General features: G+C 69.3%; 29 protein-coding genes and 1 tRNA gene. 25 read left to right on the plus strand and 5 right to left on the minus strand.

Going from position 1 to position 24,123, the window contains the following annotated elements:
* Window positions 1–27 precede the first annotated feature (27 nt).
* The 3 genes from mtaB to GWK15_RS07060 are packed head-to-tail and all read right to left on the minus strand — an operon-like array spanning window position 28 to window position 2,748.
* Window positions 28–1,272 (minus strand): tRNA (N(6)-L-threonylcarbamoyladenosine(37)-C(2))-methylthiotransferase MtaB, encoded by a 1,245-nt coding sequence (mtaB, locus tag GWK15_RS07050; protein WP_168040545.1) that lies wholly within the window; start codon window positions 1,270–1,272, stop codon window positions 28–30.
* Window positions 1,269–2,099, minus strand: coding sequence for a diaminopimelate epimerase (gene dapF / locus GWK15_RS07055; RefSeq protein WP_168040547.1), 831 nt, complete (start codon window positions 2,097–2,099; stop codon window positions 1,269–1,271). Before dapF ends, mtaB begins: the two co-directional genes overlap by 4 nt.
* Before the next feature lie 55 nt (window positions 2,100–2,154).
* Window positions 2,155–2,748 carry a protein phosphatase CheZ gene (locus GWK15_RS07060; RefSeq protein WP_245211498.1) on the minus strand — a complete coding sequence of 198 codons (594 nt, stop codon included), beginning with the start codon at window positions 2,746–2,748 and terminating at the stop codon, window positions 2,155–2,157.
* Between the two features lie 225 nt (window positions 2,749–2,973).
* On the opposite strand from GWK15_RS07060, the gene rpmI reads away from it, so the two are divergent.
* The 25 genes from rpmI (at window position 2,974) to GWK15_RS07185 (ending at window position 22,288) form a co-directional block, all read left to right on the plus strand.
* Window positions 2,974–3,180, plus strand: a complete 207-nt coding sequence (gene rpmI / locus GWK15_RS07065; RefSeq protein ID WP_168040549.1) for a 50S ribosomal protein L35 — start codon at window positions 2,974–2,976, stop codon at window positions 3,178–3,180.
* A gap of 15 nt (window positions 3,181–3,195) precedes the next feature.
* On the plus strand, window positions 3,196–3,552 hold the full coding sequence (gene rplT / locus GWK15_RS07070) for a 50S ribosomal protein L20 (RefSeq protein WP_168040551.1): 357 nt from the start codon (window positions 3,196–3,198) through the stop codon (window positions 3,550–3,552).
* 105 nt (window positions 3,553–3,657) lie between these two features.
* Entirely contained in the window at window positions 3,658–4,737 is a 1,080-nt protein-coding gene (gene pheS / locus GWK15_RS07075) for a phenylalanine--tRNA ligase subunit alpha (RefSeq protein ID WP_168040553.1), read from the plus strand.
* A gap of 170 nt (window positions 4,738–4,907) precedes the next feature.
* Entirely contained in the window at window positions 4,908–7,403 is a 2,496-nt protein-coding gene (pheT, locus tag GWK15_RS07080) for a phenylalanine--tRNA ligase subunit beta (RefSeq protein ID WP_168040555.1), read from the plus strand.
* Complete coding sequence (locus GWK15_RS07085) at window positions 7,403–8,578, plus strand: MFS transporter (protein WP_168041429.1); 1,176 nt, start codon at window positions 7,403–7,405, stop codon at window positions 8,576–8,578. The genes pheT and GWK15_RS07085 overlap by 1 nt, the downstream gene beginning before the upstream one ends.
* Window positions 8,579–8,680: 102 nt before the next feature.
* On the plus strand, window positions 8,681–10,486 hold the full coding sequence (gene lepA, locus GWK15_RS07090) for a translation elongation factor 4 (protein WP_168040557.1): 1,806 nt from the start codon (window positions 8,681–8,683) through the stop codon (window positions 10,484–10,486).
* Between the two features lie 150 nt (window positions 10,487–10,636).
* A complete protein-coding gene (locus GWK15_RS07095) occupies window positions 10,637–11,629 on the plus strand; it encodes a tripartite tricarboxylate transporter substrate binding protein BugD (protein WP_168040559.1) in 993 nt (330 codons plus the stop codon).
* Window positions 11,630–11,691: 62 nt separating this feature from the next.
* Window positions 11,692–11,782, plus strand: a tRNA-Ser gene (locus GWK15_RS07100).
* A gap of 147 nt (window positions 11,783–11,929) precedes the next feature.
* The gene (locus GWK15_RS07105) at window positions 11,930–13,222 is read left to right on the plus strand and encodes a tyrosine-type recombinase/integrase (RefSeq protein WP_168040561.1); all 1,293 of its coding nucleotides are present in this window, start codon (window positions 11,930–11,932) and stop codon (window positions 13,220–13,222) included.
* 99 nt (window positions 13,223–13,321) lie between these two features.
* Window positions 13,322–13,663, plus strand: coding sequence for a hypothetical protein (locus GWK15_RS07110; RefSeq protein WP_168040563.1), 342 nt, complete (start codon window positions 13,322–13,324; stop codon window positions 13,661–13,663).
* A gap of 52 nt (window positions 13,664–13,715) precedes the next feature.
* Entirely contained in the window at window positions 13,716–14,255 is a 540-nt protein-coding gene (locus GWK15_RS07115; protein ID WP_168040565.1) for a hypothetical protein, read from the plus strand.
* Window positions 14,256–14,356: 101 nt separating this feature from the next.
* Window positions 14,357–14,635 (plus strand): helix-turn-helix domain-containing protein, encoded by a 279-nt coding sequence (locus GWK15_RS07120; protein ID WP_168040567.1) that lies wholly within the window; start codon window positions 14,357–14,359, stop codon window positions 14,633–14,635.
* Entirely contained in the window at window positions 14,632–14,982 is a 351-nt protein-coding gene (locus GWK15_RS07125; RefSeq protein ID WP_168040569.1) for a hypothetical protein, read from the plus strand. The genes GWK15_RS07120 and GWK15_RS07125 overlap by 4 nt, the downstream gene beginning before the upstream one ends.
* 2 nt (window positions 14,983–14,984) lie before the next feature.
* Window positions 14,985–15,230, plus strand: a complete 246-nt coding sequence (locus tag GWK15_RS07130; RefSeq protein ID WP_168040571.1) for a hypothetical protein — start codon at window positions 14,985–14,987, stop codon at window positions 15,228–15,230.
* A complete protein-coding gene (locus GWK15_RS07135; protein ID WP_168040573.1) occupies window positions 15,227–15,856 on the plus strand; it encodes a hypothetical protein in 630 nt (209 codons plus the stop codon). The genes GWK15_RS07130 and GWK15_RS07135 overlap by 4 nt, the downstream gene beginning before the upstream one ends.
* Window positions 15,853–16,467: a hypothetical protein gene (locus tag GWK15_RS07140; protein WP_168040575.1), complete on the plus strand. Its 615-nt coding sequence runs from the start codon at window positions 15,853–15,855 to the stop codon at window positions 16,465–16,467. The genes GWK15_RS07135 and GWK15_RS07140 overlap by 4 nt, the downstream gene beginning before the upstream one ends.
* Window positions 16,468–16,482: 15 nt before the next feature.
* Window positions 16,483–16,857 (plus strand): hypothetical protein, encoded by a 375-nt coding sequence (locus GWK15_RS07145; RefSeq protein WP_168040577.1) that lies wholly within the window; start codon window positions 16,483–16,485, stop codon window positions 16,855–16,857.
* Window positions 16,858–16,860: 3 nt separating this feature from the next.
* Entirely contained in the window at window positions 16,861–17,463 is a 603-nt protein-coding gene (locus tag GWK15_RS07150; RefSeq protein WP_168040579.1) for a hypothetical protein, read from the plus strand.
* A gap of 161 nt (window positions 17,464–17,624) precedes the next feature.
* A complete protein-coding gene (locus tag GWK15_RS07155) occupies window positions 17,625–17,855 on the plus strand; it encodes a hypothetical protein (protein WP_168040581.1) in 231 nt (76 codons plus the stop codon).
* Window positions 17,852–19,204 carry a phage/plasmid primase, P4 family gene (locus GWK15_RS07160; RefSeq protein ID WP_168040583.1) on the plus strand — a complete coding sequence of 451 codons (1,353 nt, stop codon included), beginning with the start codon at window positions 17,852–17,854 and terminating at the stop codon, window positions 19,202–19,204. The genes GWK15_RS07155 and GWK15_RS07160 overlap by 4 nt, the downstream gene beginning before the upstream one ends.
* 115 nt (window positions 19,205–19,319) lie before the next feature.
* Window positions 19,320–19,823 carry a hypothetical protein gene (locus tag GWK15_RS07165; protein WP_168040585.1) on the plus strand — a complete coding sequence of 168 codons (504 nt, stop codon included), beginning with the start codon at window positions 19,320–19,322 and terminating at the stop codon, window positions 19,821–19,823.
* Complete coding sequence (locus tag GWK15_RS07170) at window positions 19,823–20,134, plus strand: hypothetical protein (protein ID WP_168040587.1); 312 nt, start codon at window positions 19,823–19,825, stop codon at window positions 20,132–20,134. Before GWK15_RS07165 ends, GWK15_RS07170 begins: the two co-directional genes overlap by 1 nt.
* A 165-nt stretch (window positions 20,135–20,299) precedes the next feature.
* Window positions 20,300–20,869, plus strand: coding sequence for a recombinase family protein (locus GWK15_RS07175; RefSeq protein WP_168040589.1), 570 nt, complete (start codon window positions 20,300–20,302; stop codon window positions 20,867–20,869).
* A 184-nt stretch (window positions 20,870–21,053) separates the two neighbouring features.
* Complete coding sequence (locus GWK15_RS07180; RefSeq protein WP_168040591.1) at window positions 21,054–21,692, plus strand: hypothetical protein; 639 nt, start codon at window positions 21,054–21,056, stop codon at window positions 21,690–21,692.
* Window positions 21,692–22,288: a PIN domain-containing protein gene (locus GWK15_RS07185; protein ID WP_168040593.1), complete on the plus strand. Its 597-nt coding sequence runs from the start codon at window positions 21,692–21,694 to the stop codon at window positions 22,286–22,288. Before GWK15_RS07180 ends, GWK15_RS07185 begins: the two co-directional genes overlap by 1 nt.
* Window positions 22,289–22,433: 145 nt before the next feature.
* On the opposite strand, the gene GWK15_RS07190 is transcribed toward GWK15_RS07185, so the two are convergent.
* Both GWK15_RS07190 and GWK15_RS07195 read right to left on the minus strand, forming a co-directional pair.
* The gene (locus tag GWK15_RS07190; protein ID WP_168040595.1) at window positions 22,434–22,796 is read right to left on the minus strand and encodes a hypothetical protein; all 363 of its coding nucleotides are present in this window, start codon (window positions 22,794–22,796) and stop codon (window positions 22,434–22,436) included.
* A 91-nt stretch (window positions 22,797–22,887) separates the two neighbouring features.
* Window positions 22,888–23,970, minus strand: a complete 1,083-nt coding sequence (locus GWK15_RS07195) for a hypothetical protein (RefSeq protein WP_168040597.1) — start codon at window positions 23,968–23,970, stop codon at window positions 22,888–22,890.
* Window positions 23,971–24,123: the final 153 nt, after the last annotated feature.

The following is a 24,123-nucleotide window of genomic DNA, read 5'->3' on the forward strand; positions in this document are numbered from 1 at the left end:
GGAAGCGGCTGAACAGGTTCTTCAGCATCAGGCGGCCTCCGCCAGCAGGGCATCGCCGGTCGCGGCGGTCACGCGAAGGCGGCAGATCTCGCCCGGCGTCGCGGCGCCGCTGGCGAGACGCAGCGGCGCGAACTGCTCGGTGTGGCCGCGATCGGCATGTTCGAAGAGCACGGTTTCCTCCCGCCCGATGCGGGCGGCGAAGAGGCGCGCGGCGGCTTTGGCGCCGGCCTCGCGCAGCCGGGCGGCGCGTTCCTTGCGGACGGGCACGGGCAGTTGCGGCATGCGCGCGGCGGGGGTGTCCGGGCGCTCGGAATACGGGAAGACGTGCAGGAAGCTCAGGCCACACTCCTCCACGAGGGCGAGGGTGTCGGCGAAGTGCTCCTCGGTCTCGGTCGGGAAGCCGGCGATCAGGTCGGCGCCGAAGACCATGTCCGGGCGCAGCCGGCGGGCCCGTTCGGCGAGCGCGATGGCATCCGAGCGCAGGTGCCGCCGCTTCATCCGCTTCAGGATCAGGTCGGCGCCGTGCTGCAGCGACAGGTGCAGATGCGGCATCAGCCGCGGTTCCTCGGCGATCAGGCGCCAGAGATCCTCATCGACTTCCACGGGGTCCAGAGACGACAGCCGCAGCCGCGGCAGTTCCGGCACCAGCGCCAGCAGCCGCCGGACCATCTGCCCCAGGCTCGGCCGGCCTGGCAGGTCGGGGCCGTAGGAGGTGATGTCGACGCCGGTCAGCACGACCTCGCGGTAGCCGGCCTGGACCAGCGCGCGCACCTGCTCGACCACGGCGCCGATCGGCACCGAGCGGGACGGCCCGCGGCCGAAGGGAATGACGCAGAAGGTGCAGCGGTGGTCGCACCCCTGCTGGACCTGCACGAAGGCCCGCGCCCGGCCGGCGAATTCGGTGACCAGATGCGCCGCCGTCTCCGTCGCCGCCATGATGTCGGTGACCGGCGCCGGCGGCGCGTCGAGCCCCGCCCAGGTCTCGGGCTTCAGCTTGTCGGCATTGCCGATGACGCGCTCGACGCCCGGGATCGCGGACCACTTCTCGGGCGCGATCTGGGCGGCGCAGCCGGTGACGATGATCCGCGCGCCGGGGTTGTCGCGATGGGCGCGGCGGATCGCCTGGCGGGCTTGGCGCTCGGCCTCGGCGGTGACGGCGCAGGTGTTGACCACGATGGCGCCCGCGTGCCCGGCCTTGGTGGCCAGGTCGCGCATCGCCTCGGATTCATAGGTGTTGAGGCGGCAGCCGAAGGTCAGGACCTCGACGGTCATGATCCGTAGGCGCCCAGGTCCAGCGTGCCGGTGAAGGCGGTGGCGACCGGGCCGGTCATCAGCACATGGCCGTCGCTCTCGCGCCATTCCATGACCAGGTCGCCGCCGGGCATGGTGACGGTGGCGCGCCGGCCGGTTAGGCCGCGGCGGACCGCGTTGACGATCGCCGCGCAGGCGCCCGATCCGCAGGCCAGCGTCAGCCCCGCTCCGCGTTCCCAGATCACCAGCCGCATGCGGTCCGGCGCCAGCACCTGGGCGAAGCCAATATTGGCGCGGTCGGGGAAGATCGCGTCGTGCTCGAGCCGTGGGCCGATCTCGGTCACCGGGATGGCGTCGAAGTCGTCGACGAAGAAGGTCGCGTGCGGATTGCCCATGGAGCAGGCCGCCGGATCGGCTACCGGCCCGAGGGCGAGCGGCAGGTGCAGCGTGTCGACCTCTCGGGCCAGCGGCACCTCCCGCCAGCCGAGCCGCGCCGGGCCCATGTCGGCGCGCCAGAGGCCGCCGGGCAGGCGTTCCACCGGCAGGTCGCCGGCGATGGTGCGGACGACGACGCGGTCGGCGCCGCGCTCGTCCGCCACCAGGGCGGCGATGCACCGCGTGGCGTTGCCGCAGGCCCCGGCCTCGGACCCGTCCGGGTTGCGGATGCGCATGAAGACGTCGGCACCGGCGGGCGGCGGTTCCATGACGATGAACTGGTCGCAGCCGATGCCGAAATGCCGGTCCGCGATCGCGGCCGCGCGGGCGGGCGTGACGGGCAGGGCGCCGGCGCGCGCGTCCAGCACGACGAAGTCGTTGCCCAGGCCATGCATCTTGCGGAACGGGATCATCCTGACCCGCATATAGAGCGGCGGAGGCCCCGCCGGAACCCGCGGATGGCGCGGGTCAGCCGCCCATCAGCCGGTCGATCTCGGCCTGGGCAAGGTCGGGCGCTTCCGGGTCGGCGACGGTCGGGGCCGCGCCGCGGACCTCGACCTGCGTGGCGATCGGCGCGACGGCGCCGGGGACCAGGCCTTCGAGCATCGTCTCGACCTGCTGGAGCTGGCGGATGGCGCGGCGGATGCGCTGGCCCGTCAGGTCCTGGAAGGAACAGGCCTGGAAGATGGCGTTCACCCGCTCGGTCAGGGCGGCGATCGCCTCGGGGTCCCGCGCGCCGTGGTCGAGCCAGGCCTGGATGGCCTCGGCCGCTTCGAGGATGGTGTCGGCGGCGGCCTCGGTCGCCTGGACCACCGCTTCCAGTTCCAGGCCGGAATTGCGTGCCCCGGTCGCGGGGATGGCGATCAGCCGGGCGATCTGGGCATGGACCTCGGCGATGCGGGCGGTGATCGCGTCCTCCCCCATGCCCATGAGCTGCACGGAGGAGGCGATCTCGGCGCTGAGTTCGGCGATCCGGCGGTCGACGAAGCCCCGCAGGGCCGCGAAGTGGGGCGCGAGCGCCTGGTCGAGCGTATCGGCGGGCAGGGCGAGGTCGTGGGGCAAGGGCAGGCCTTCCGTCCCGGCGGGAGACAGGGCATCCACCATCGCCCGAAGGGATGAAGGGCCGGTTTCCATGCCGCGGGCCCGCGCCCCTTGCCCCGGCCTCCGCCCCCCGCTATACGCCCGCCTCCCGCGTCGTGGCCCCATGGACATGCCCGGCCGGGAACACGCGTCCCCGTCGCATGGTGCGATGGTCCCGGACGCGCCGACCCCGAATAGGAGGGCCAAATGTCCAAGATGAAGACGAAGTCGAGCGTGAAGAAGCGCTTCCGACTGACCGCCACGGGCAAGGTCAAGGCCGGCGCCGGCAACAAGCGCCACATGCTGACGGCCAAGACCAACAAGATGAAGCGCCAGAATCGCGGCATGTACGTCCTGGACAAGCAGGACGGCGACACCGTGAAGCAGTGGCTGCCCTACGGGCTGGACCGGTAAGGAAGGGGACGCACCATGGCTCGTGTTAAGCGGGGCGTCACCAAGCACGCCCGTCACAAGAAGGTCCTCAAGCTCGCCGAGGGCTATGTCGGCCGGTCCTCGACCGCCTACCGCCCCGCGCTCGAGCGCGTCGAGAAGGCGCTGCAGTACGCCTATCGCGACCGCCGCAACAAGAAGCGGGAGTTCCGTGGCCTCTGGATCCAGCGCATCAATGCCGCGGTCCGCGAGCACGGCCTGACCTATTCCCGCTTCATCGCCGGCATCAAGGCGGCGGGGATCGAGATGGACCGCAAGGTGATGGCGGCGCTCGCCTTCGACGAACCGGCGGCCTTCGCGGCGCTGGTCGAGCAGGCGAAGGCGAAGCTCGCCTGATGCCGCCGGTCCCGGGGGTTTCCCGGGACCACAACAGCGTTTAGCAGAGGGCCGCATCCCGGGTGACCGGGGCGCGGCCCTTCGTGCTTTCCGGACATGGTGCCAATGACCGACGACCTCGCTTCCCTGCAGGCCGAGACCGAAACCGCCCTTGCCGCCGCCGCGGATCTCCGCGCGCTGGATGCGGTGCGCGTGGGGGTGCTCGGCAAGTCCGGCAGCCTCACGGGCCTGCTCAAGGGGCTGGGCGCCGTGCCCGCCGAGCAGCGCAAGGAGCGCGGCGCCGCGCTGAACCGCCTGAAGGGCGCGATCGAGGCCGCCATAGAGGCGCGCCGCGTGGTGCTCGACGCAGCGGCGCTCGATGCGCGCCTTGCGGCCGAGCGCATCGACGTCACGCTGCCGCCGCGCGCGTCAGCCCCCGGTACCGCCGCCGATGGCGGCATCCACCCGATCGCGCGGACGATGGAGGAACTCACGGCCCTGTTCGGCGCCATGGGCTTCAAGGTCGCGGAGGGGCCGGACATCGAGGGCGACTGGTACAATTTCGGCGCGCTCAACATCCCCGACCACCACCCGGCGCGGCAGGACCACGACACCTTCTACCTGCCGGAAGTGGACGGGAAGCGGCCGGTGCTGCGCACGCATACGTCGCCTGTGCAGATCCGCACCATGCTGTCCCAGGAACCGCCGATCCGCGTGATCGTCCCGGGGCGCACCTACCGCGCCGACCACGACGCGACGCATTCGCCGATGTTCCACCAGGTCGAGGGCCTGGTGATCGACCGCGGCATCACCCTCGGCCACCTCAAGGGCTGCCTGATCGACTTCCTGCGCGCCTTCTTCGGCATCGCCGACCTGCCGGTGCGCTTCCGGTCGTCCTACTTCCCGTTCACCGAGCCCTCGATGGAGGTGGACATCGGCTGGTCGCGCAAGACCGGCGAACTGGGCAAGGGCGGCGACTGGCTGGAGATCCTGGGCTCGGGGATGGTGCACCCGAAGGTGCTGGCCAATTGCGGCATCGACCCGCGCGAGTGGCAGGGCTTCGCCTTCGGCATGGGCATCGAGCGCATCACCATGCTGAAGCACGGCATCCCGGACCTGCGGCCCTTCTACGAGGCCGATATCCGCTGGCTGCGCCATTACGGCGCGGATCCGCTGGCGCCGGCGACGCTGCATGAAGGGGTGTGACCTGCGAGGGGGCGCCGCCCCCTCGCGCTCCCCCGCCGAGGGCCGAAAGGCCCTCGGGACCCGTGACCGCGCCACCCGCCAAGGAATTGGTTTCCAAAGGCCCTTTGGCCTTTGGTGGGGTGGTTCGGAGGGGCACGGCCCCTCCGAGGCTCTGACGCAGGACTGACCCGATGAAGTTCACCCTCTCCTGGCTGAAGGACCATCTCGAGACCGAGGCCTCGGTCGACGAGATCGCGCGCACGCTGAACGCCATCGGCCTCGAGGTCGAAGGCATCGAGGATCGTGGCGCGGCCCTCGCCTCCTTCCGCATCGCCCGCGTCATCGAGGCGGTGCAGCACCCCAATGCCGACCGCCTGCGCCACCTGCGCGTCGATATCGGCGACGGGCGCGAACTGTCCGTCGTCTGCGGCGCGCCCAATGCGCGCACGGGGATGATGGGCGTCGCCGCGCTGCCGGGCGAATACGTCCCGGGCACCGGCATCACGCTGAAGGCGGGCGAGATCCGCGGCGTGAAGTCCGAGGCGATGATGCTGTCGATGCGCGAGATGGGCCTCGGCGACGACCACACCGGTATCGTGGACCTGCCTGCGGATGCGCCGCTCGGCGCGTCCTACGTGACGTGGGCGGGCCTCGATGATCCGATCATCGAGATCAGCGTCACGCCGAACCGCGGCGATGCGCTGTCGGTGCGCGGCGTGGCGCGGGACCTGGCGGCGGCCGGGCTCGGCACGCTGAAGCCGTGGTCGGCGCCGAAGGCCGCCGCGACCTACAAGGCGCCGCTGAACTGGAAGATCGAGGACCCGCGCGCCTGTCTCTGGGTGCTCGGCCGCGCGGTGCGGGGCGTGAAGAATGGGCCCTCGCCGAAGTGGCTGCAGGACCGGCTGGTGGCGATCGGCCTGCGGCCGATCAGCGCGCTGGTGGACATCACCAACTTCTTCACCTTCGACCTCGGCCGCCCACTGCACGTCTTCGACGTGGCGAAGGTGAAGGGCACGAACCTGACGATGCGCATGGCGCGCGACGGCGAGACGCTGACCGCGCTGAACGGCAAGGACTACGCGCTGACGGCCGAGGACGGCGTCATCGCCGACGAGGCCGGGCCGGAAGCCCTGGGCGGCGTCATCGGCGGCGAGCACTCGGGCTGCGACGAGAGCACGACCGAATGCTTCATCGAATGCGCGCTGTTCGACCCGGTGCGCATCGCGCTCTCGGGCCGTCGGCACGACGTGCGCACCGATGCCCGCGCGCGGTTCGAGCGCGGCCTCGACCCCGCCTTCCTGCCGGATGCGCTGGAGGCGGCGACGCGGATGATCATCGAGCTTTGCGGCGGCGAGGCGAGCGAGATCTCCGAAGCCGGCGCCGAGCCGGCCTGGAAGCGCTCCGCCACGCTGCGCTTCGAGCGCGTGGCGTCCTATGGCGGGCTCGACCTGCCGGCGGGTGAGTCGGTCGCGCGGCTTGAGCGCCTCGGCTTCGCGGTGCAGGCGCGGGATTCGGCGAGCGTGACCGTCGCGGTGCCGTCCTGGCGCAACGACGTCGCCTCCGACCTATCGGCCTATCGCGCCGGCGGCGGGGCGCTGGCGCAGTTCGCGGGGCTGGACCCTGCCCGTGCGGCGAAGGCCGCGGAAGGCTGCGCGGCGATCGAGCCGGAATGCGACCTGGTCGAGGAAGTGCTGCGCCTCGGCGGCCTCGATGCCGTGCCGGCGGTCTCGCTGCCGACGAGCGGCGTCATCCCGCCGGCGGCCTTCACGCCGAAGCAGGCGCGGGCCGCGCTGGCGCGGCGCGTGCTCGCCGCGCGCGGCATGCAGGAAAGCGTGACCTTCGCCTTCATGGAGGCGAAGACCGCGGCCCTGTTCGGCGCCACGCCCGATGCGCTGCGCCTGGTGAACCCGATCGCGGCGGATCTCGACCAGATGCGGCCGACGCCGGTGGCCTCCCTGCTGCTGGCGGCGTCGCGCAACGCGGCGCGCGGCTTCGCCGATGTGGGGCTCGCCGAGCTCGGCGCGGCCTATCGCGACATCACGCCGGACGGGCAGGCCTCGGTCGCCGCGGGCGTGCGGCACGGCGCGACGCCGCGGCACTGGGCGGAAGCCTCGCGCGGCGTCGATGCCATGGATGCGAAGGGCGATGCGCTGGCGGTGCTCGCCGCGCTTGGCGTGCCGATGGCAGCGCTTCAGGTCACGGCCGATGCGCCGGGCTTCTACCATCCGGGTCGCTCCGGCGTGGTGCGGCAGGGGCCGAAGACGATTCTCGCCACCTTCGGGGAGATCCACCCCAAGGTGCTCGAGGCGCTGGACCTCCCCGGTCCGGCGGTGGCCTTCGAGGTCTTCCTCGACGCCGTCGCCGAGCCCAAGCGCCGCAAGAAGGGCGCGCCCGACCTGCCGGCCTTCCAGCCGCTGCGGCGCGACTTCGCCTTCATCGTCGAGGACAAGGTGACCGCCGAGGCCCTGCTGCGCGCCGCGCGCGGCGCCGACAAGGCGCTGATCACCGATGTCGTGCTGTTCGACGTCTATCGCGGCAAGGGCGTGCCGGAGGGGTCGAAGAGCCTCGCCATCCAGGTGACGCTGCAGCCGCGCGAGGCGACGCTGACCGACGCCCAGATCGAGGCCGTGGCCGACCGGGTCGTCGCCGCGGTCGCCAAGGCCACCGGCGCGGTGCTCCGCGCGTGATGCCGGCGGCGGACAGCAAGGGCCGGAACCTGGCGCTGCTGTCCGCTTCCATCGTGCTGGTGCTGGCCGTGTGGTTCGCCGGCACGGCGGCGGTGCCGGGGCTGATCGCCTCGGGGCTCGTCACGCCAGGTCGCGCGGCGCTGCTGACGGCGGCGGTACAGCTTGGCTTCGTCGCGGGAACGCTGGTCAGCGCGGCGTTGTCGCTGGCGGACCGGCTCGATCCACGGCGGTTCTACATGGCCTGCGCGCTGGTCGCCGCGGCGGCGACGCTGGCGCAGACGGTGGTGGCGCCGTCAGGCACGGCCGCGGTCGTCCTGCGCTTCGTCGCCGGGGCGACGATGGCGGGCGTTTACCCGGTCGGGATGAAGCTCGCGGCGTCCTGGGCCAAGGGGGACCTCGGGCTGCTGATCGGCATCGTGGTGGGGGCGCTGACGCTCGGTTCCGCGCTGCCGCATCTGCTGCCGACGCTGTTGGGTTCGCTCGACTGGCGGGCGGCCTATGGCGGGGCAGGGGTGCTGGCGGCGGCGGGGGCCTCGCTGGTGCTGGGCTTCCGGCCCGGGCCGCTGCTCGGCGCGCGGCCGCCCTTCCGGCCGGCGCAGATGCTCGAGGCGTGGCGGAACCCGGGGCTGCGCCTCGCGAACCTCGGGTATCTCGGCCACATGTGGGAACTCTACGCGATGTGGGCCTGGATCGGGGTGTTCCTGGCGGGCCTGCTCGGGCGGCCGCAGGTGGGGGCCTGGGTGTTCGGCGTTCTGGCCGCCGGCGCCTTGGGCTGCGTCCTGGCGGGCTGGGCGGCGGATCGCTGGAACCGCGCGCGCGTCGCGGCGGTGTGCATGGTGGTGTCCGGTGCCTGCGCGGCGGCGATCGGGCCGGCGGCGGCCTGGCCGGCGTTCGCGATCGCGATCGCTTTCATCTGGGGTTTCGCCGTCGTTGCGGATTCGGCACAGTTCTCCGCCTGCATCGTGACCCTCTCGCCGCCCGATTACGTCGGGACCATGCTGACGGTGCAGACCTCCATGGGCTTCCTGCTGACGGCCGTGGTCATCGGGGCCTTGCCCTACGCCATGGCGGCGCTGGGTGTCGGCGGGGCCTTCGCCCTGCTGGGCCTGGGGCCGCTGGTGGGGGCGGTCGCGATGTGGCGGCTGGCGCCTCGGCTGCCGCAAACGCCACGGTAAGGCGGCCGTCTGGCGCCAAGACGCTTTGACTTGGCTGCCGTCTGCCCTATGTCCCCCCGCAGACAGGGGGGCGCGCCCCGGCCCCACCGCCACCGGATTCCCATGACCGACACCCCGCTCGACCTCATCCGCAACTTCTCGATCATCGCCCATATCGACCACGGGAAGTCCACGCTCGCCGATCGTCTGATCCAGGCGACCGGGGCCCTGTCCGCGCGCGAGATGAAGGAACAGGTGCTCGACAACATGGAGATCGAGCGCGAGCGCGGCATCACCATCAAGGCGCAGACCGTGCGCCTGACCTACCCGGCGAAGGACGGCAAGACCTACGTCCTGAACCTGATGGACACGCCGGGCCACGTCGACTTCGCCTACGAGGTATCGCGCAGCCTCGCGGCCTGCGAGGGATCGCTGCTGGTTGTCGATGCCTCCCAGGGCGTCGAGGCACAGACGCTCGCGAACGTCTACCAGGCGATCGATGCGGGGCACGAGATCGTGCCCGTGCTGAACAAGATCGACCTGCCGGCCGCGGAGCCCGACCGCGTGAAGCAGCAGATCGAGGACGTGATCGGCCTTGATGCCTCCGACGCCGTGATGATCAGCGCCAAGACCGGGCTGAACATCGAAGGCGTGCTCGAGGCGATCGTGACGCGCCTGCCGCCGCCGAGCGGCGATGCGTCCGCCACCACCAAGGCGCTGCTGGTCGACAGCTGGTACGACGCCTATCTCGGCGTGGTCATCCTGGTGCGGGTGAAGGACGGCCACCTGAAGAAGGGCCAGCGCATTCGCATGATGTCCTCGGGCTCGGTGCACACCATCGAGCAGGTCGGCGTGTTCAAGCCGAAGCTGGTGCCCACGGACAGCCTCGGGCCGGGCGAGATGGGCTACGTCACGGCCGCCATCAAGACGGTCGCCGACACCAACGTCGGCGACACCATCACCGACGACCGCAACCCGGCGGCCGAGCCGCTGGCGGGCTTCAAGCCCTCCATTCCCGTGGTGTGGTGCGGGCTCTATCCGGTGGATGCGGACGACTTCGAGAAGCTGCGGGAATCGCTCGCGAAGCTGCGGCTCAACGACGCCTCCTTCCACTACGAGACGGAGACGTCCGCCGCGCTCGGCTTCGGCTTCCGTTGCGGCTTCCTCGGGCTGCTGCACCTCGAGATCATCCAGGAACGCCTGTCGCGGGAATTCGACCTCGACCTCATCGCGACGGCGCCGTCCGTCGTCTACAAGGTGCACCAGACCAACGGCGAGATGTTCGAGCTCCACAACCCGGCCGACATGCCGGACGGCAGCGTGCTCGACCACATCGAGGAGCCGTGGATCAAGGCGACCATCATGCTGCCGGACGACTACCTCGGCCCGGTGCTGGCGCTGTGCAACGAACGGCGCGGGCAGCAGGTGGAACTGACCTATGTCGGCGCCCGCGCCATGCTGGTCTATCGCCTGCCGCTGAACGAGGTGGTCTTCGACTTCTACGACCGGCTGAAGTCGGTCAGCCGCGGCTATGCATCCTTCGACTACCAGATGGACGGGTATTCCGAGGGCGACCTGGTGAAGATCTCGATCCTGGTGAACAACGAGCCGGTGGACGCGCTGTCCTTCATGGCGCATCGCAGCCAGGCCGAGCGGCGCGGCCGGCAGATCTGCGAGAAGCTGAAGGAGCTGATCCCCCGCCAGCTCTTCAAGATCCCGATCCAGGCGGCGATCGGCGGGCGCGTCATCGCGCGCGAGACCATCTCCGCCCTGTCCAAGGACGTCACTGCCAAGTGCTACGGCGGCGACATCAGCCGCAAGCGCAAGCTCCTCGAGAAGCAGAAGGAGGGCAAGAAGCGCATGCGGCAGTTCGGCAAGGTCGAGATCCCGCAATCTGCGTTCATTGCTGCGCTCAAGATGGACGCCTGATACGCGTCATCGCGTCTGTGCATGCAACCGGCCCGCGGCGTTCATGCGCGGCGCGGGCGTTTCCTCCTTGACTCCCGGTGCCTCGGACTTGATTTGCCCCGGTGAAGCGCCGCGGCGCAGATGTGCTCGTCAAGACCGGGAGAACGCCTCATGACGCAGTTTACGCGCCGCGACGTCGTCGCGGGCCTTTCCGCCATCGCAACCTCGGGACTCGCCGCGCCGGCACTCGCCCAGGCGGCCTATCCGAGCCGCCCGATCACCATGGTGATCCCCTTCGCCGCCGGCGGCCCCACCGACACGGTGGGGCGCCTGATCGCGCAGGCGATGAGCGCGGATCTGGGCCAGCCCGTGGTGGTCGAGAATGTCGGCGGCGCGGGCGGCACGCTCGGCGCGCAGCGCGTCGCGGGCGCGCGCCCGGATGGCTATTCCATCCTGCTGCACCACATCGGCATGGCGACGATCCCGACGCTCTATCGTCGCCTCGCCTATGATCCGGTGAACGGGTTCGAGACGCTCGGCCTCGTCACCGAGGTGCCGATGACGCTGATCGCCCGGCGCAACATCGAGGCGAACAGCCTCGCGGAGCTGGTCGCGCTGATCCGCCAGCGCGGGGAGAACCTGAACTACGCCAATGCCGGCATCGGCGCGGCGAGCCACCTGTGCGGCCTGCTGCTGATGAAGGCGGTCGACACGCGCATGACGACCGTGCCCTATCGCGGCACCGGCCCGGCGATGAACGACCTGGTGGCCGGCACGGTCGACATCATGTGCGACCAGACCACCAACACGACCGAGCAGATCCGCGCCGGCACCGTGCGCGCCTTCGCCGTGACGACCGAACAGCGCGTGGCCGCGCTGCCCGACCTGCCGACCTCGGCCCAGGGCGGCCTGCCGGGCTTCGAGGTCAGCGTGTGGCACGGCCTCTATGCGCCCAAGGGGACGCCGGCGCCGATCGTGGCGCGGCTGAACCAGGCGCTGGTGAAGGCGCTGCAGGACGAGGGCATCGCCCGACGCTTCGCCGACCTCGGCACCGCGCCGGTGGCCGCGGCGCGCGCGACGCCCGAGATTCATCGCCAGTTCTGGCAGGCGGACATCGCCAAGTGGCGTCCGCTGATCCAGGCGGCCGGGCAGTTCGCCGATTGATGAAAAAGGGCGCGGCCGCGGGTTGCCCTGCGGCCGCGCCCTGACTATGTTCCGCGCCCTCCGGACAGGTGGCCGAGCGGTCGAAGGCGCGCGCCTGGAAAGTGCGTATACGTCAAAAGCGTATCGAGGGTTCGAATCCCTCCCTGTCCGCCAGAGGCCTCATTCTCACATCCCCCCATCTCCACAGAGCGTGCCATAAAGCCCCGGAAAACGGGGCTTTTTTCATGTCTGCATCATTCCTGTTGCCTCCCGACTCCACGCCGAATAATGTGGGTCAGTCCGTGGGTTGGAATTCCAGGCATGGCGCGAGCAGGTGACAGGCTGACGGCAACGCGGGTGAAGTCGCTGCTCGATAAGGGGCAGGTCGGACGGCACCCGGACGGCAATCGGCTCTACCTCGTGGTCACGGGGAAGGGGCGCGGCTGGTGGATGCTGCGCTACATGGCCGAGACGCGCTCGAAGTCCGGCAAGCCGCTCTCGCGCGAGATGGGTCTCGGCGCTGCGGATCCCGACAGCGTGGACGGCTACACGCTGGCCGAGGCGCGCGACCGCGCCGACCAGGCGCGCCGGCTGCTGCGGGATGGCATCGATCCCCTGGCGCAGCGAAAGGCCGATGAGGCGGCGAAGAAGCGCGAAGCAGAGATGCGCCGGACGTTCCGCGAAGCGGCCGAGGCCTGCATTGCGGCGAAGGCCCCCGAATGGGGCAATGAGAAGCACGCGGCGCAGTGGACCGCGACGCTCACGACCTATGCCTATCCGACGCTCGGGGACCTGCCGGTATCCGCGATCGCCATGGAGCAGGTGAAGGACGTCCTCGCGCCGATCTGGACCAAGAAGGCCGAGACGGCGAGGCGCGTCCGCGGCCGGATCGAGGCGGTGCTCGACTATGCGACCGTCCATGGATGGCGCGAGGGCCCGAACCCGGCGCGGTGGAAGGGCAACCTCGCCCTCGCCCTTGCGAAGAAGAGCAAGGTGGCGAAAGTCGAGCACCACGCCGCGCTGCCCTGGAAGGAAGTCGGTGCCTTCCTGACCACGCTGCAGGGCCAGAGCGGCACCGCTGCCCGCGCGCTGGAGTTCTTGATCCTGACCGCCGCCCGCACGGGCGAGGTCATCGGCGCGCGCTGGTCGGAGATCGACTTAGCCGGCGCGGTCTGGACGGTGCCGGCCGATCGGATGAAGGCCGGCAAGGAGCATCGCATCCCGCTTTCTGCGCAATCGCTGGCCGTCCTGGCGCCGTTCGCCGCTGCGCGCGCCGAGGGGGAGGGGGATGGCTTCGTGTTCCCCGGGCAGTTCGCCGGGAAGCCTCTCTCGAACATGGCGATGCTGAAGGTGCTTGAGCGGATGAAGCGAACGGACCTGACCGTGCACGGCTTCCGCTCGACGTTCCGCGATTGGGCTGGCGAGGCGACCCACCACCCGCGCGAGGTGATCGAGCATGCACTTGCCCACCTGCTGAAGGACAAGGCTGAGGCCGCATACGCGCGCGGCGACCTGTTCCAGAAGCGCATCGCGCTGATGAAGGATTGGGCGGAGTTCTGCAGCAAGGCGCCGGCGACGGTCAGCGAATTGCGCCCGGTGGTGGTGACCGCCTGACGAGATCCGCGCCGCGGCGGTTCCGCGGCATCTGAGGGCGCCTCGGCGAGTGTTGCGAGCACCGCGCCGAGGCTGACCCCGACCAGCATGGAGTGAGCCATGAAGACCGAGGCTGAGACGACCACTAGCACGGACGCGGCGATGATCGCCCTGTGCGCCGAGTATCGCGCCGTGCTCGACCGCTACGATGCGGGAGAAGGTCCCGATGGCAAAGGGCTGTGGGATGACGTGATGCGCCTTCGCAATCGCCTGGAGGAGTGGGAGCCTCAGACTATCGAGGGCGTTGTCGCCTTGGCGCGGATCGCGATGCACGAAGCGCAGCAGCCGGACGGCTCGGAGAACTTCGGCGACTCCTTCACCGGGGCGTGGCCGGAACTGGTGGTCCGCGGCGTGCTGCGCGTGGCTGGGCGGGCGCAGATGGGTCGGGGCGTCGGTGGCTAAGAGGCCGGCGAAGGAGGAGGATAAGGAGGCGCCGGCGGCGCCTCCCGCTCGCATGGCAAGCGGCCGGCGCGGCGCTCCCCGAGTATTCGATGACGCCGCGGCGCTGGCACGAATTGCCGAGTTCCTAGTCGACGGCAAGGCGAAGACTGCCGCCGAGGCGGCGCGGCTGATCGCGAAGCTAATCGTCCTCGAGAAGGACGGGCCGGCGCCGAAGGTTCCGCGCGGTGAACGTCGTCGAAAGCCCGAGGAGACGTCACGCAAGCAGCGCTACGATGCCGAGGTGAAGGCAACACAGAAGCGCCTGGCTCGAAAGTTTGGGCTGGCCCAAGCGGCCCTTCTGGCTGAGGCAACGCAGACTGCCAGGGGACGGAAGCGGCAGACTTTGCTCAGTGCTCCGCCGGCGGCCTCTCTAGATCCACGGCGGCAGCAAGCGCTCAGCACTGCCGAGCGTTTGGAAGAGCTCGCGGACCAAGCTCAGTTGCTCGCCCTTGCACTGCGCGCCGGGGGCTGGGGGACAGAAGCAAACCGGCGTCGCTGGTTGCGGTGGGCAGACATCCATCTGCGGGCGAATTACTGGCCGCCATTCGAGTAGCCGCCCCATAAGTGGCGAATTATGGGGCGCGGACTTAGGCCCTGCTTTCCACAGATTGCCCCCTGTCGCAGCGCGCAAGAGCGCCAGCCACAGGAGGTGTTGTGTCGCATCCCGCCGGAGAAGAGACGCTCCCGCGTGCCACCGTTCTCGCGATGGCGCGCCCTTCGGATCCCCCGTCCGCGGCCGTGTCGGCGTTCCAGAACATCCAGCAGGCCGCCCGTTGGAGTGGCCGATCCGACGAGACGCTCTATCGCTGGATCGCCGCGGGCAAGCTGAAGGCATTCAAGGTCGGACGCTCGACCGTCGTGAAGACGGATGATCTGCTGGCGCTCCTGACTGCGACGCCCGTCCGCCTCGTCCGGAAAGCCCGCGCGGCATGACGACGCGAGCCTTCTCAGCCTCGCGCGTCGGGCAGAACTTCGAAGCCGTCGCGGTGTCCTGGGCCGGTCTCCTGAACGGAGATGACGGCGCGCCCTTCGAGATGCCCTCCGGTCGCCAGCCCTCCGTGCACTTCGCCGGCACGTTCGGCGCCGGTGGGGCGATCGTCTTCGAGGGCAGCAACGACGGGACGAACTACGTCACCCTCAACGACACGGGCGGGACGACGATCAGCAAGACTTCGGCCGCGCTGGTCGCAGTACGCGAGGTGCCGCGCTACGTCCGGCCGCGCGTGACCGCGGGCGACGGGACCACGACGCTGGTCTGCACGATGACGATGGGGCGCTGACCATGACCCGCGGCACCACCGTCCTGACGGACGATCGCCCCACCCCCGAGCAGAAGCGCGACAGGGCCGAAGGCCACCTCGCGGAGACGCGCCGGCTGCATGCCGCTGCGCTGGCCGAGGAGCGGCTGATCCGCCGCCGGCTCGAGGAAGCGCAATCCCTGGTCGCGCAGCGCCGCGACGAGATCATGGCAGCCGAGGTGAACCTCGACGTTGCCGAAGCCGCACTCCGGGAGGCCCAGGGCCAATGAGCGAAACGCAGGACACCCAGGCGCCGGAGGGCGCTCCACCGCCCGCCGACATTCCGGCAAGCATCCAGGGTCACGAAACGGACCTGGAGCGCGGCGAGCGGGAGCACCTCGAGATCACGCGCGCGGTCCAAGGCATGCGCAAGACGGATCCCGCCTATTCCGCCGCCTACAAGGCGATGATGGCGGCCGGGGAGCGCGTCGCGGTGCTGAAGGAGGCCGCGGAACGCGGCGCCACCGGCCCGAACGCGCCCGCGACCAGCGCGGATGCCTATCGGATCTCGCCTTCCGATCTGCCCCCTGGCGTGAACATCGGCGATCCGATGGTGAAGGAGGCGCCGAGGATCGCGCTGGCGCACGGCTTCACGCCGAATGAGTTCCGCGCCGGCGTGGCGGATCTTCCGTATCTCGCGCGGGTCGAGCAGCGCGGCGGCAATCCCATCGTTGAAGGCATGAAGCAACTTTGCCTGATCGTGGGCGGCCCGGAGAAGGCGAAGGAAGTCTCCGAGACGGCGCGGCAGTACGTCGCCAAGCACCCCGACCTCGCGGCGTTCCTCGATGCGACGGGCCTCGGCAATTCCGCCCGCATGATCACGATCATCTACGAGCGCGCGAGGGCCGGCCGATGAGCGGCGCGAACGTGTCGGCGCTCCGGACGGCCCTCGATGACGCGAAGGAGCGTCTCGCCGGCTGGGAACGCAATGTCGAGGCGCGGCGCGCGCAGGTCGAGGCGCTCGACGGGAACTCGTCCGGCAAGGATGCCGAGGCGAAGCGGGACGAGGCATGGCAGGCGCTCCGCTATGCCAAGGAGCAGGTCGAGCGCTCCGAGGGTGAGGTCGCCCGGGCGACGAAGCGCTTGGCCGCAGCCGAGGCCGAGGCGGCAACGGTCGAGCGTCGGAAGCAGGCCCGCGCCCTGTCCGTGCTGTCCGATCAGATCACGGCCGATGTTCGCGCGATGGAGGCGGCCTTCGCGGCGAGCCTCGCCACTTTGGCGCCGGTCATGGCGAAGATGCGGGAACTCTCGGCCTCAGTGCCTCGCGCTGCCGGCATCGCGAACCAGTTGCCGATGATCCTCGGGACGCGGCTCGCGGTGCTCGCAATCGAGGCCGGTCTGGTCCTGCCGAATGACCCGCCTCGCTTTGCGCATGACCCGCATCGCCTGGGCCGCGACCTGCGCGCGGAGATCGAGCGCGAGTTCGGCCCCCAACCCGACACCCCGCCGCCGCTGGCGGCCGACTGAGGAGGCCGCATAGCCATGGCCAATGTCTCGCTTGCCGCAGCGCCGGGCGCTGCGCTCAACCAGGTGGCGGTCGCGACCGATGCGCCGACGACTGGCGGAACGGTCGAGGTGCGCATCACCAGCGCACTCGCGGGGGGCGCTAACCTCTCATTCGCCACCGCGGCCGATGCGGCCCTGAACCAGGTCACAACGGGCACGGCGGCGCCGGCAACGGCTGGCACTGTCCAGGTGCGCATCGGCAACGGCATCGGCTTTGCTGAGGCGCTGGAGGCGGTGGACCTGATCCGGGGCCGCATGGTCGCGGATCGAGGCGGCGGGCTTCTCGTCGCGCTTCAGACGCTGGACGTGGTTCGCAACCGCATCGCCGTCGATCGCGTGGGCGGGACCTGACCCATGCCGCAGGCAATCCCTGTCATCGTGATGGTGGCCGCGACCGCGGCCTCCGCCTACGCCAGCTATTCTCAGGGCCAGCAGCAGGCGCAGGCGTCGCGCCAGAACGCGCAGGCGGCGCGAGTGAATGCCGCGGTCGCGCAGACCCAGGCCGAGTTCAACGCCCGCCGTGCCGAGCGCCAAGCGGCCGAGACGCGCGATCAGGCGCAGTACGACGAGGCTCGCGCCCGCGAGCGTGCGGCCTTCCTCCTGTCCGACCAGCGCGCCCGGCTTGGCGCGGCCGGTGTGGACCTGACGGGCTCGCCGATCGAAGTCCTCGGCTTCCAGGCCGGGCAGTCGGAACTCGACGCGCTGGCGATCCGCCGGCGTGGCGCGACGGCCTATGGCGACCTGATGGAGGAGGCCGGGCTGCAGCGTTACCGCGGCGGGCTGGCGGTGACGCAGGGCGCGGCGCAGGCGTCGATCGATGAGCAGCGCGCGAGCCAAGCCGCGACGGCGGGAACGTATCGCGCCGGCAGCACCATCCTGAGCGGCTTGTCGGGCGCCTGGAACAGCTACGGCGGCCAGATCACGGCGGGGTGGGATCGGCTCTTCGCGACCACCTGACCGCTGAAACAACTCGCCCCCGCGACCGGGCAGGGTCGCAGGGGCGTTGCGCAACACACGCGAAGGACTACGAGATGCGGCAACCTACCAATGAGGTCGGGCCTTCGCCACCGGAAAGTGGCGGGCCCTTCGCGGTCCGATGGCTCCTCCCGCCGGCGGGCATGGCTACGCATGTCGGCATGGGCATCGCTGCGGCGATTGGCGCGCGATACCTGCACCTCGCCGAGCTCCAGTCGATGGTGCTCCTGCATCGCGTCGCCGTTGCCGGCGCCGCGCACGAGAACCAGTCGCGCCTTGCGGCCGACCTGAAGCGCGATCTCCGGTGGTGGGAGGCGCGTCTTGCGGAGCGCGAGGCCGCGATGCGTGGAGCAGAGGCGGGCGCCAGCCCGTGAGCGCCGACTTCGCCGCCGCCTTTCGCGCCGCGCAGGAGCAATTCGAGACGTCAGCGCCGGAGTTCTCCGACGACGCTCTCGCGCTGCTATTCTCCAACCGGCACCACGGCCAGTTGCTGCACGTGCCGGAGTGGGGGCACTGGCTTCGCTGGGACGGCGCTCGCTGGGCCCGCGACACCACCCTCGCGGTCTTCGACCTGGCGCGTGTCATCTGCCGCGAGGCTGCGCGCGACGCGGGCGAGGACGCGGCGCCCAAGATCGCCAGCGCGCAAAAGGTCGCCGCGGTGGAACGGCTCGCCCGGTCTGATCGGCGGCACGCTCGAGAGGCCTGGGGCTTCGATGCGGATCACTGGTCGCTGAACACCCCGGCCGGCGTGGTCGACCTCCGCACGGGCAAGGTTCGCGACCACCGGCGAGATGACCTCTTCACCAAGGTCACCGCGACCGCTCCGGCGGGTGACTGTCCGCGCTGGCTCGAGTTCCTCCACCAGATCACGCAAGGCGACGAAGACGTGATCGCCTACCTGCAGCGGTGGGTGGGCTACATGCTGACCGGCGAGACCCGGGAGCATGCCTTCCTGTTCGTCTACGGGCCGGGCGGCAACGGCAAGGGCGTGCTGCTCAACACCGTGGCCGCGATGCTCGGCGACTATGCGGCGACGGCGCCCATGGAGACCTTCATGGCCTCGCAGCATGACCGGCACCCCACCGACCTTGCCGGCATGCGCGGCGCGCGCCTGGTGCTGGCCCAGGAGACCGAGGCCGGACGCGTGCTCGCCGAGGGACGGATCAAGTCCCTGACCGGCGGCGACAAGATCTCCGCGCGCTTCATGCGGGCCGACTTCTTCGAGTTCGTCCCGGCCTTCAAGCTCGTGATGGTCGGCAACCACCGGCCGGTAATCCGCAATCCGGACGACGCCATGCGCCGGCGCCTCCACCTGCTGCGCCTGACCTTTCGCCCGACGAAGCCGGATCAGGAACTCCCCAATCGGCTGCGCGCCGAACTGCCGGGGATCCTCCGGTGGGCGGTCGAAGGGTGCATGGCCTGGCAGCGGGAAGGGCTGCGGATGCCGGACGCAGTGCGCCGCGCAACGGACGAGTACTTCGCCGAGCAGGACCTGATTTCCCAGTGGGTGGCCGAGCGCTGCGAGGCCGTGCCCAGCGCGACCACGCCCTCTTCCGCTGCCTTCCGGGATTGGAAGTCCTGGGCCGAGCGCCGCGGCGAGTTCGCCGGGAGCAACAAGACCTTCTCCGCCGACCTCGAGAAGCACTTCGCCCGGGCCAAAGGCAGGGACGGCAACGTGTTCCGGGGCGTGCGTCTTCGCCCCGGCGATAGCGGCGTCTGGTGAGTGTGGAGCATGTGGACGTTTTCTCCTTATCCCCGTCTAGCGCGCCTGCGCGCGCGCGTAACGTCGATAAGCAAGAACCATCCACATCCTCCACCGTAACGAATTGGAGGCTTCGATGAGCGATCAGGCGACCCCGTCCATTCCCGAAACTACGGCTGAGAAACGGCCCGGCCGCACCGCGCGCGGGCAATTCGCCGCGGGCAACGCCGGCCGGCCGCGTGGGTCGCGCCATGTCGTGCTGAAGATGCTCGACACCATCGGCGAGGAGAACGCGCAGGCCGTGTGGCAGAAGGCGCTCGACCTCGCGAAGGGGGGCGACACCACCGCGCTGCGCCTGGTGCTCGAGCGTGTCATGCCCGCGCGCCGCATGAACCCGGTCAAGATCGACCTGCCGAAGATCGAGAGCACCGGCGATGTGGTGGACGCCATGCTCGTCGTGACCACCGCGGTTGCCTCAGGGCAGATCACGCCGGACGAGGGGCAGGCGGTGACCGAGATCCTCGAGGGCGCGCGCCGGGCGATCGAGACGCACCAGTTGAGGCAGAAGCTCCTGACGCTGAACATGACGATCGACCAACTTGTTGGCGCGCCTCGGGTGATCGAAGGGGGCGAGGGCTGATGGCGACCCTTGCAGAGGGCATTGCCGCCCTTGAGCGGAGGCTAGCGGAACTGCGTGTGGGAGCGATGCACCTGCGCTGCCTGTGGTGCGAGGATCACGAGACCGCCGAAGAGGTCATCGCCCGCGCCTATCCCGAGGGCGTCCCGGCCACGGACTATGTCGTGGTCTATCGCTGGGCGAGCAGCGCGGAAGAGGTCCACCGGGCCCGGATGAATTCGGAGAGGTATCAGGGCCTGAGCCGGGCTCAGCTGATCGCGGCGTTCCAAGCCGAGGGGCATGGACTTGCGGGCGGCGCGAGAGGGTCGGGCTGATCGGTCCGGTCCCATGTCTCACATGGGCAAGCCCTAGTGAGTCGTCTCAGGCGCAGCCGCCGGTGCCCTCAATGTGTCTCACACGAATATTCTTGACGTTTGAGACAATGCGGAGTCTGATCGTCTTAGACCCGTGCGAGACGTTGCCGGGCGGAGGATCGGACGATGGCGGCAGTGATCGGCTATGCGAGGACCAGCACCGTTGAGCAGGAGGCCGGCCTAGAGGCGCAGCAGCGCGACCTCGCCGCGGCCGGTTGCACCCGGGTCTACGCTGAGCGCGTCTCCTCTGTCGCCACCCGCCCGCAGCTTACCGAGGCGCTCGGCTACCTCCGCGATGGCGACGTGCTGGTGGTCACCAAGCTGGACCGCCTTGCGCGAAGCGTGGCGGACCTCCTCGGCATCATCGCCCGCCTGGAGGAGCGCAAGGTCGGCCTTCGCGTGCTGTCCATGGGCGGGGCCGAGGTGGACACCCGGACGCCGACCGGCCGCCTGATGCTGACCATGCTCGGGGCCGTGGCCGAGTTCGAGCGGGCGCTGATGCTCGAGCGGCAGCGTGAGGGCATCGCGAAGGCGAAGGCCGAGGGGAAGTATCAGGGGCGGGTGCCGACCGCCCAGCGCCAGGCCGACGCGGTGCGGCAGTTGAAGGCCGAGGGCGTGCGGCCGGTGGACATTGCGCGGCGCCTCGGCATCGGGCGGGCCAGCGTCTATCGGATCCTCGGAGCGGGCGCGGCGTAGGTCGCCCGGCCCCGCACGATTTCCGGCTGAGAATCCGTGGGGGCTCGCTTCGACACTGGCCTGTGAGCCCGGCCTCTCGACGCGCCTTCCGGCGCGGGAGTGTCCGCCTTCGGATGGGAGTTTATCGGGGCAAGTCTTGTATTACATTGATCGAAATCCCGTATTATGGGGCGAGGAGGTCGTGATGGTGGACTTCAAGAAGGCCCGTTCTGCAAAGACTGAACGCGTCGAAGCGATGGGCGAGCCGGCAGCGCGGCGCGCGGAAGCTGCAGCGCTGATTGCGAAGATGGCCGAGAGTGCGACTGCAGCCCAACAACTTTGCGCCTTGGAAGCGCTGCTTCTCTCGTCGCCCGATCAAGACAAGGGTTCGACGTTCGATACCGCGGCGTTCCGCGCAGCGGCCGAGGCATGGGCCCTCGGAGCCAAGGGAAATCAAGACTTCATGCAGCGGATGGCGGCAGTAAATGCCGAGATCGCATCGCTGTTCGACCATAGCGTCGTCCGCGCTGCTACCTTGGATCGTCGAGCCCTGTTGGGGATCGGACCCGGCACGAGTGCCGGCATGCAATCGACCATTGCCATGGAACTTGCCGCAAACATGGGCCTGATGGAGGGCGCGATGCGGCACATCAACGCCCGCGTACCGGCTCGGCTGCTTGAACGTGCCACGGAAAAGCTGGGTGCCGAGGGCGTGACCGAAGCAGTAACACGCGCCCTTGCGAGCGTCGCGACGCGGTCTGAGTTGGGGCCGTGGCTCGCCCACAATTGGGGGGCGCTGGCTGACGTGGACAGGGAGACGACGGCGGAGATCGAAAGTCTCTGATGGCGCCTAACGTCGATGCGCCCTTGCAGCACCGCCCGAAAGAGGCGCTGCTGCATATCGAGGCCGATGCGCCGCTCAGCGATCCGCTGCTCCTCGATGCCAATGCGATTGGTCGGATCTTGCTCGGCAAGGCACCGCCTATCCTGCGGGCGCGTCTCGAGGCGGGCGATGCCTGGATGGCCGCGCCAGGTGCAAGCGAGGTCGAGCATCTGATCGCACGCCTCGATCCGACGAAGCCGGATTCTGCGCGGACCATCGCGAAACTCCGTGACATGCTCGATCAGGTCGCGCCGACGCACATCCTCGTCCCAGATGCTGCAGCATGGTCGGCGGCTGCGCGAATGGCAGGAACCATCGTACGACGGAACGGCGGTCCGACGCGGAAGGTAGCGCCTGGGGAGCGGATCGAGTTGGTAAACGACTGCCTGACAGCGATTGTGACTGCAGCGGCGGGCGGAACGGTGGTCACGAATGACCTCGATTTCGACCTCATCCAGCAATTGATGCCGGACCTTCGTGTGGTCTTCTTCGGCCATGCGATAGAGGCCGGGCCAGCCTCGGAGGGGACGGGGCAGGCGACGGGACCACGCATCTAGATGTCTCGCTGTTGGTTCAGCGGTAGGGACCGCTCCACCGCCTGGGCCGGGGGAGCGACGAGGCTGGCGGAGGCAGCCCCCGCCGCTGTCGCGGGGGGTCCAGGCTCGGCCGGCGCCTAATTGCCGGCGCACACTGACAGTTCGCTTACAGCCGGGGAAGAAGGTTGGCGCGCGTCTCCGGCGTGGGCCCGTCCCGATCGCGGGCGAAGCTGCCCCGGGTGTCCGCGGTGACCTGCGCGACGATCTTCCGTCCGCCACACATCGAGCAGCGCAGACGGTTGGCAATGCCGCGGATGGTCATGGTGCGCCCGAACCTCGCGATGGCGGGACGGAAGCCGAGGTCCACCAGTCGCTGGCAGCCACGCTCGCCGGAACAGGTGAAGGTGAGCCAGTAGGCGTCTGCGCTGGCCTCGTAGGCGGCCAGGATCAGCGAGCCGTCTTCGCCGAGGAACGGCGAGGGCGCCTCCCAGGATCTGCGTTCGCGGGGAGGCGGGACGGCTTCGGCCATGGAGACATTGTAGCGCGGCCGGATCCGGGTTCATCTGGCGCCGGCGGTGCCTGGTCCTCGTTGCGGACTTAGAGATCAAAGACCCACTCATTCATTCTAGATCGACGAGGCCGCTTCGCGCATCGATCGGCGGCAAAGGAAGTGGCTCGACGTTCAACACAACTGCATCCACGTACCTGCTGCGCAAGAGTCTCGCAGACAGTCGCACCTTGATCGGGCGCTTGCTCCATTCCGCCTCTTGAATTGCCGAGCGGTGGTCTCCCGAGATCAGCGCGTCCTGTAGGGTGGCGGTGACCTCGCGATCGTTTTCGACGTCGGTGAAGGTGACCCGAAAGCCATCTTGCACGGTCGTGTCGACCTTCGAGACACGATAGATGCCGGTGAAGGTGATAGGGGTCCCTTGCTGCCTACGTTGTGCCGTCACTTCAGATGCAAGGTCGGGACTGATCTTGACGCCCTGTACCGTACCGCCCTCCTCGTCGCCGATGGCCTTCACCATTTGCTGTCGTGCCGAATCCACAGCGGCCTCAACGTCCCCTAGAATCGGCACGCGCGATACGGCCTGAGCAAGGATCGCGGTCTGCTTGATGTTGTGTTCGAGCAGCGCACGCTGCGCGTCCAAGAATGCGGTTCGTTCGCCCTTTTCGGCATCGACTTTCCGCTCCTCGAGTTCGACCTTTCGCAGGTCGACTCGGCTGGTTAACCAAGCTCGAAGCGCGGTAACGCCGCCGCATATGAGGGCGACGCCCAGGATCGCGATTAGGATTTCCGTTGAGCTCATTTTCGCCACCACGCTAGCGCCGATGTTCTCGATCACCTTACCGAGGGCCGCAGAGTACTCGCTGCTCCCCTTCGTCACGACGACCCGAAACTCAAGGTGCTCGCGTTCGGCCCTTGTGAGGCTGCGCAAGTCGCCCGTCTCGGCGTTGAGCAGCATATATGCACGATAGACCGACGTTTGGAGTTCGATGAACGCGGCCATCATCGTTGGCGAGATAGACCCCTCGACCGGCGTCTCCGGAAGATAGATTTCGATTTTGGGCCAGCCCTTTAAATCAATGCGGGGAGGCCCTTCGAGAGCCGCTACGTGAGGCTCCTCAGCCAACAACCTCTCCAATAGCGCAAACGCTTCATCCTCATTCGTCACGACGAACGTACGAGCCGATTCGCTCATGGCTGTTCAAGCTGCTCCCAAGTTGCGCATGCAACCACAGCGCAAATATCTTCGTGAATCAATTCTACAAATATTGCTCGATTCCGCTCGAAGGACGTGATCTGAGCTTATTTTCCATCGGACCAGCCTGCACTGTTGGCCGGCTGGCTCCCA

Source organism: Neoroseomonas oryzicola, assembly GCF_012163135.1.
In the GTDB taxonomy this organism is placed as follows: domain Bacteria; phylum Pseudomonadota; class Alphaproteobacteria; order Acetobacterales; family Acetobacteraceae; genus Neoroseomonas; species Neoroseomonas oryzicola.

What these genes read in the sequence shown, in the direction of transcription:
- pheS (WP_168040553.1), top strand. Translation starts at nt 3,658, where the DNA reads ATGACCGACGACCTCGCTTCCCTGCAGGCCGAGACCGAAACCGCCCTT.
- GWK15_RS07170 (WP_168040587.1), top strand. Translation starts at nt 19,823, where the DNA reads ATGGCGACCCTTGCAGAGGGCATTGCCGCCCTTGAGCGGAGGCTAGCG.
- GWK15_RS07140 (WP_168040575.1), top strand. Translation starts at nt 15,853, where the DNA reads ATGAGCGGCGCGAACGTGTCGGCGCTCCGGACGGCCCTCGATGACGCG.
- GWK15_RS07135 (WP_168040573.1), top strand. Translation starts at nt 15,227, where the DNA reads ATGAGCGAAACGCAGGACACCCAGGCGCCGGAGGGCGCTCCACCGCCC.
- GWK15_RS07095 (WP_168040559.1), top strand. Translation starts at nt 10,637, where the DNA reads ATGACGCAGTTTACGCGCCGCGACGTCGTCGCGGGCCTTTCCGCCATC.
- GWK15_RS07165 (WP_168040585.1), top strand. Translation starts at nt 19,320, where the DNA reads ATGAGCGATCAGGCGACCCCGTCCATTCCCGAAACTACGGCTGAGAAA.
- GWK15_RS07110 (WP_168040563.1), top strand. Translation starts at nt 13,322, where the DNA reads ATGAAGACCGAGGCTGAGACGACCACTAGCACGGACGCGGCGATGATC.
- GWK15_RS07155 (WP_168040581.1), top strand. Translation starts at nt 17,625, where the DNA reads ATGGCTACGCATGTCGGCATGGGCATCGCTGCGGCGATTGGCGCGCGA.
- GWK15_RS07180 (WP_168040591.1), top strand. Translation starts at nt 21,054, where the DNA reads ATGGTGGACTTCAAGAAGGCCCGTTCTGCAAAGACTGAACGCGTCGAA.
- lepA (WP_168040557.1), top strand. Translation starts at nt 8,681, where the DNA reads ATGACCGACACCCCGCTCGACCTCATCCGCAACTTCTCGATCATCGCC.
- pheT (WP_168040555.1), top strand. Translation starts at nt 4,908, where the DNA reads ATGAAGTTCACCCTCTCCTGGCTGAAGGACCATCTCGAGACCGAGGCC.
- GWK15_RS07085 (WP_168041429.1), top strand. Translation starts at nt 7,403, where the DNA reads ATGCCGGCGGCGGACAGCAAGGGCCGGAACCTGGCGCTGCTGTCCGCT.
- GWK15_RS07130 (WP_168040571.1), top strand. Translation starts at nt 14,985, where the DNA reads ATGACCCGCGGCACCACCGTCCTGACGGACGATCGCCCCACCCCCGAG.
- GWK15_RS07175 (WP_168040589.1), top strand. Translation starts at nt 20,300, where the DNA reads ATGGCGGCAGTGATCGGCTATGCGAGGACCAGCACCGTTGAGCAGGAG.
- mtaB (WP_168040545.1), bottom strand. Translation starts at nt 1,272, where the DNA reads ATGACCGTCGAGGTCCTGACCTTCGGCTGCCGCCTCAACACCTATGAA.
- GWK15_RS07145 (WP_168040577.1), top strand. Translation starts at nt 16,483, where the DNA reads ATGGCCAATGTCTCGCTTGCCGCAGCGCCGGGCGCTGCGCTCAACCAG.
- dapF (WP_168040547.1), bottom strand. Translation starts at nt 2,099, where the DNA reads ATGATCCCGTTCCGCAAGATGCATGGCCTGGGCAACGACTTCGTCGTG.
- GWK15_RS07115 (WP_168040565.1), top strand. Translation starts at nt 13,716, where the DNA reads ATGGCAAGCGGCCGGCGCGGCGCTCCCCGAGTATTCGATGACGCCGCG.
- rplT (WP_168040551.1), top strand. Translation starts at nt 3,196, where the DNA reads ATGGCTCGTGTTAAGCGGGGCGTCACCAAGCACGCCCGTCACAAGAAG.
- rpmI (WP_168040549.1), top strand. Translation starts at nt 2,974, where the DNA reads ATGTCCAAGATGAAGACGAAGTCGAGCGTGAAGAAGCGCTTCCGACTG.
- GWK15_RS07185 (WP_168040593.1), top strand. Translation starts at nt 21,692, where the DNA reads ATGGCGCCTAACGTCGATGCGCCCTTGCAGCACCGCCCGAAAGAGGCG.
- GWK15_RS07195 (WP_168040597.1), bottom strand. Translation starts at nt 23,970, where the DNA reads ATGAGCGAATCGGCTCGTACGTTCGTCGTGACGAATGAGGATGAAGCG.
- GWK15_RS07150 (WP_168040579.1), top strand. Translation starts at nt 16,861, where the DNA reads ATGCCGCAGGCAATCCCTGTCATCGTGATGGTGGCCGCGACCGCGGCC.
- GWK15_RS07125 (WP_168040569.1), top strand. Translation starts at nt 14,632, where the DNA reads ATGACGACGCGAGCCTTCTCAGCCTCGCGCGTCGGGCAGAACTTCGAA.
- GWK15_RS07105 (WP_168040561.1), top strand. Translation starts at nt 11,930, where the DNA reads ATGGCGCGAGCAGGTGACAGGCTGACGGCAACGCGGGTGAAGTCGCTG.
- GWK15_RS07190 (WP_168040595.1), bottom strand. Translation starts at nt 22,796, where the DNA reads ATGGCCGAAGCCGTCCCGCCTCCCCGCGAACGCAGATCCTGGGAGGCG.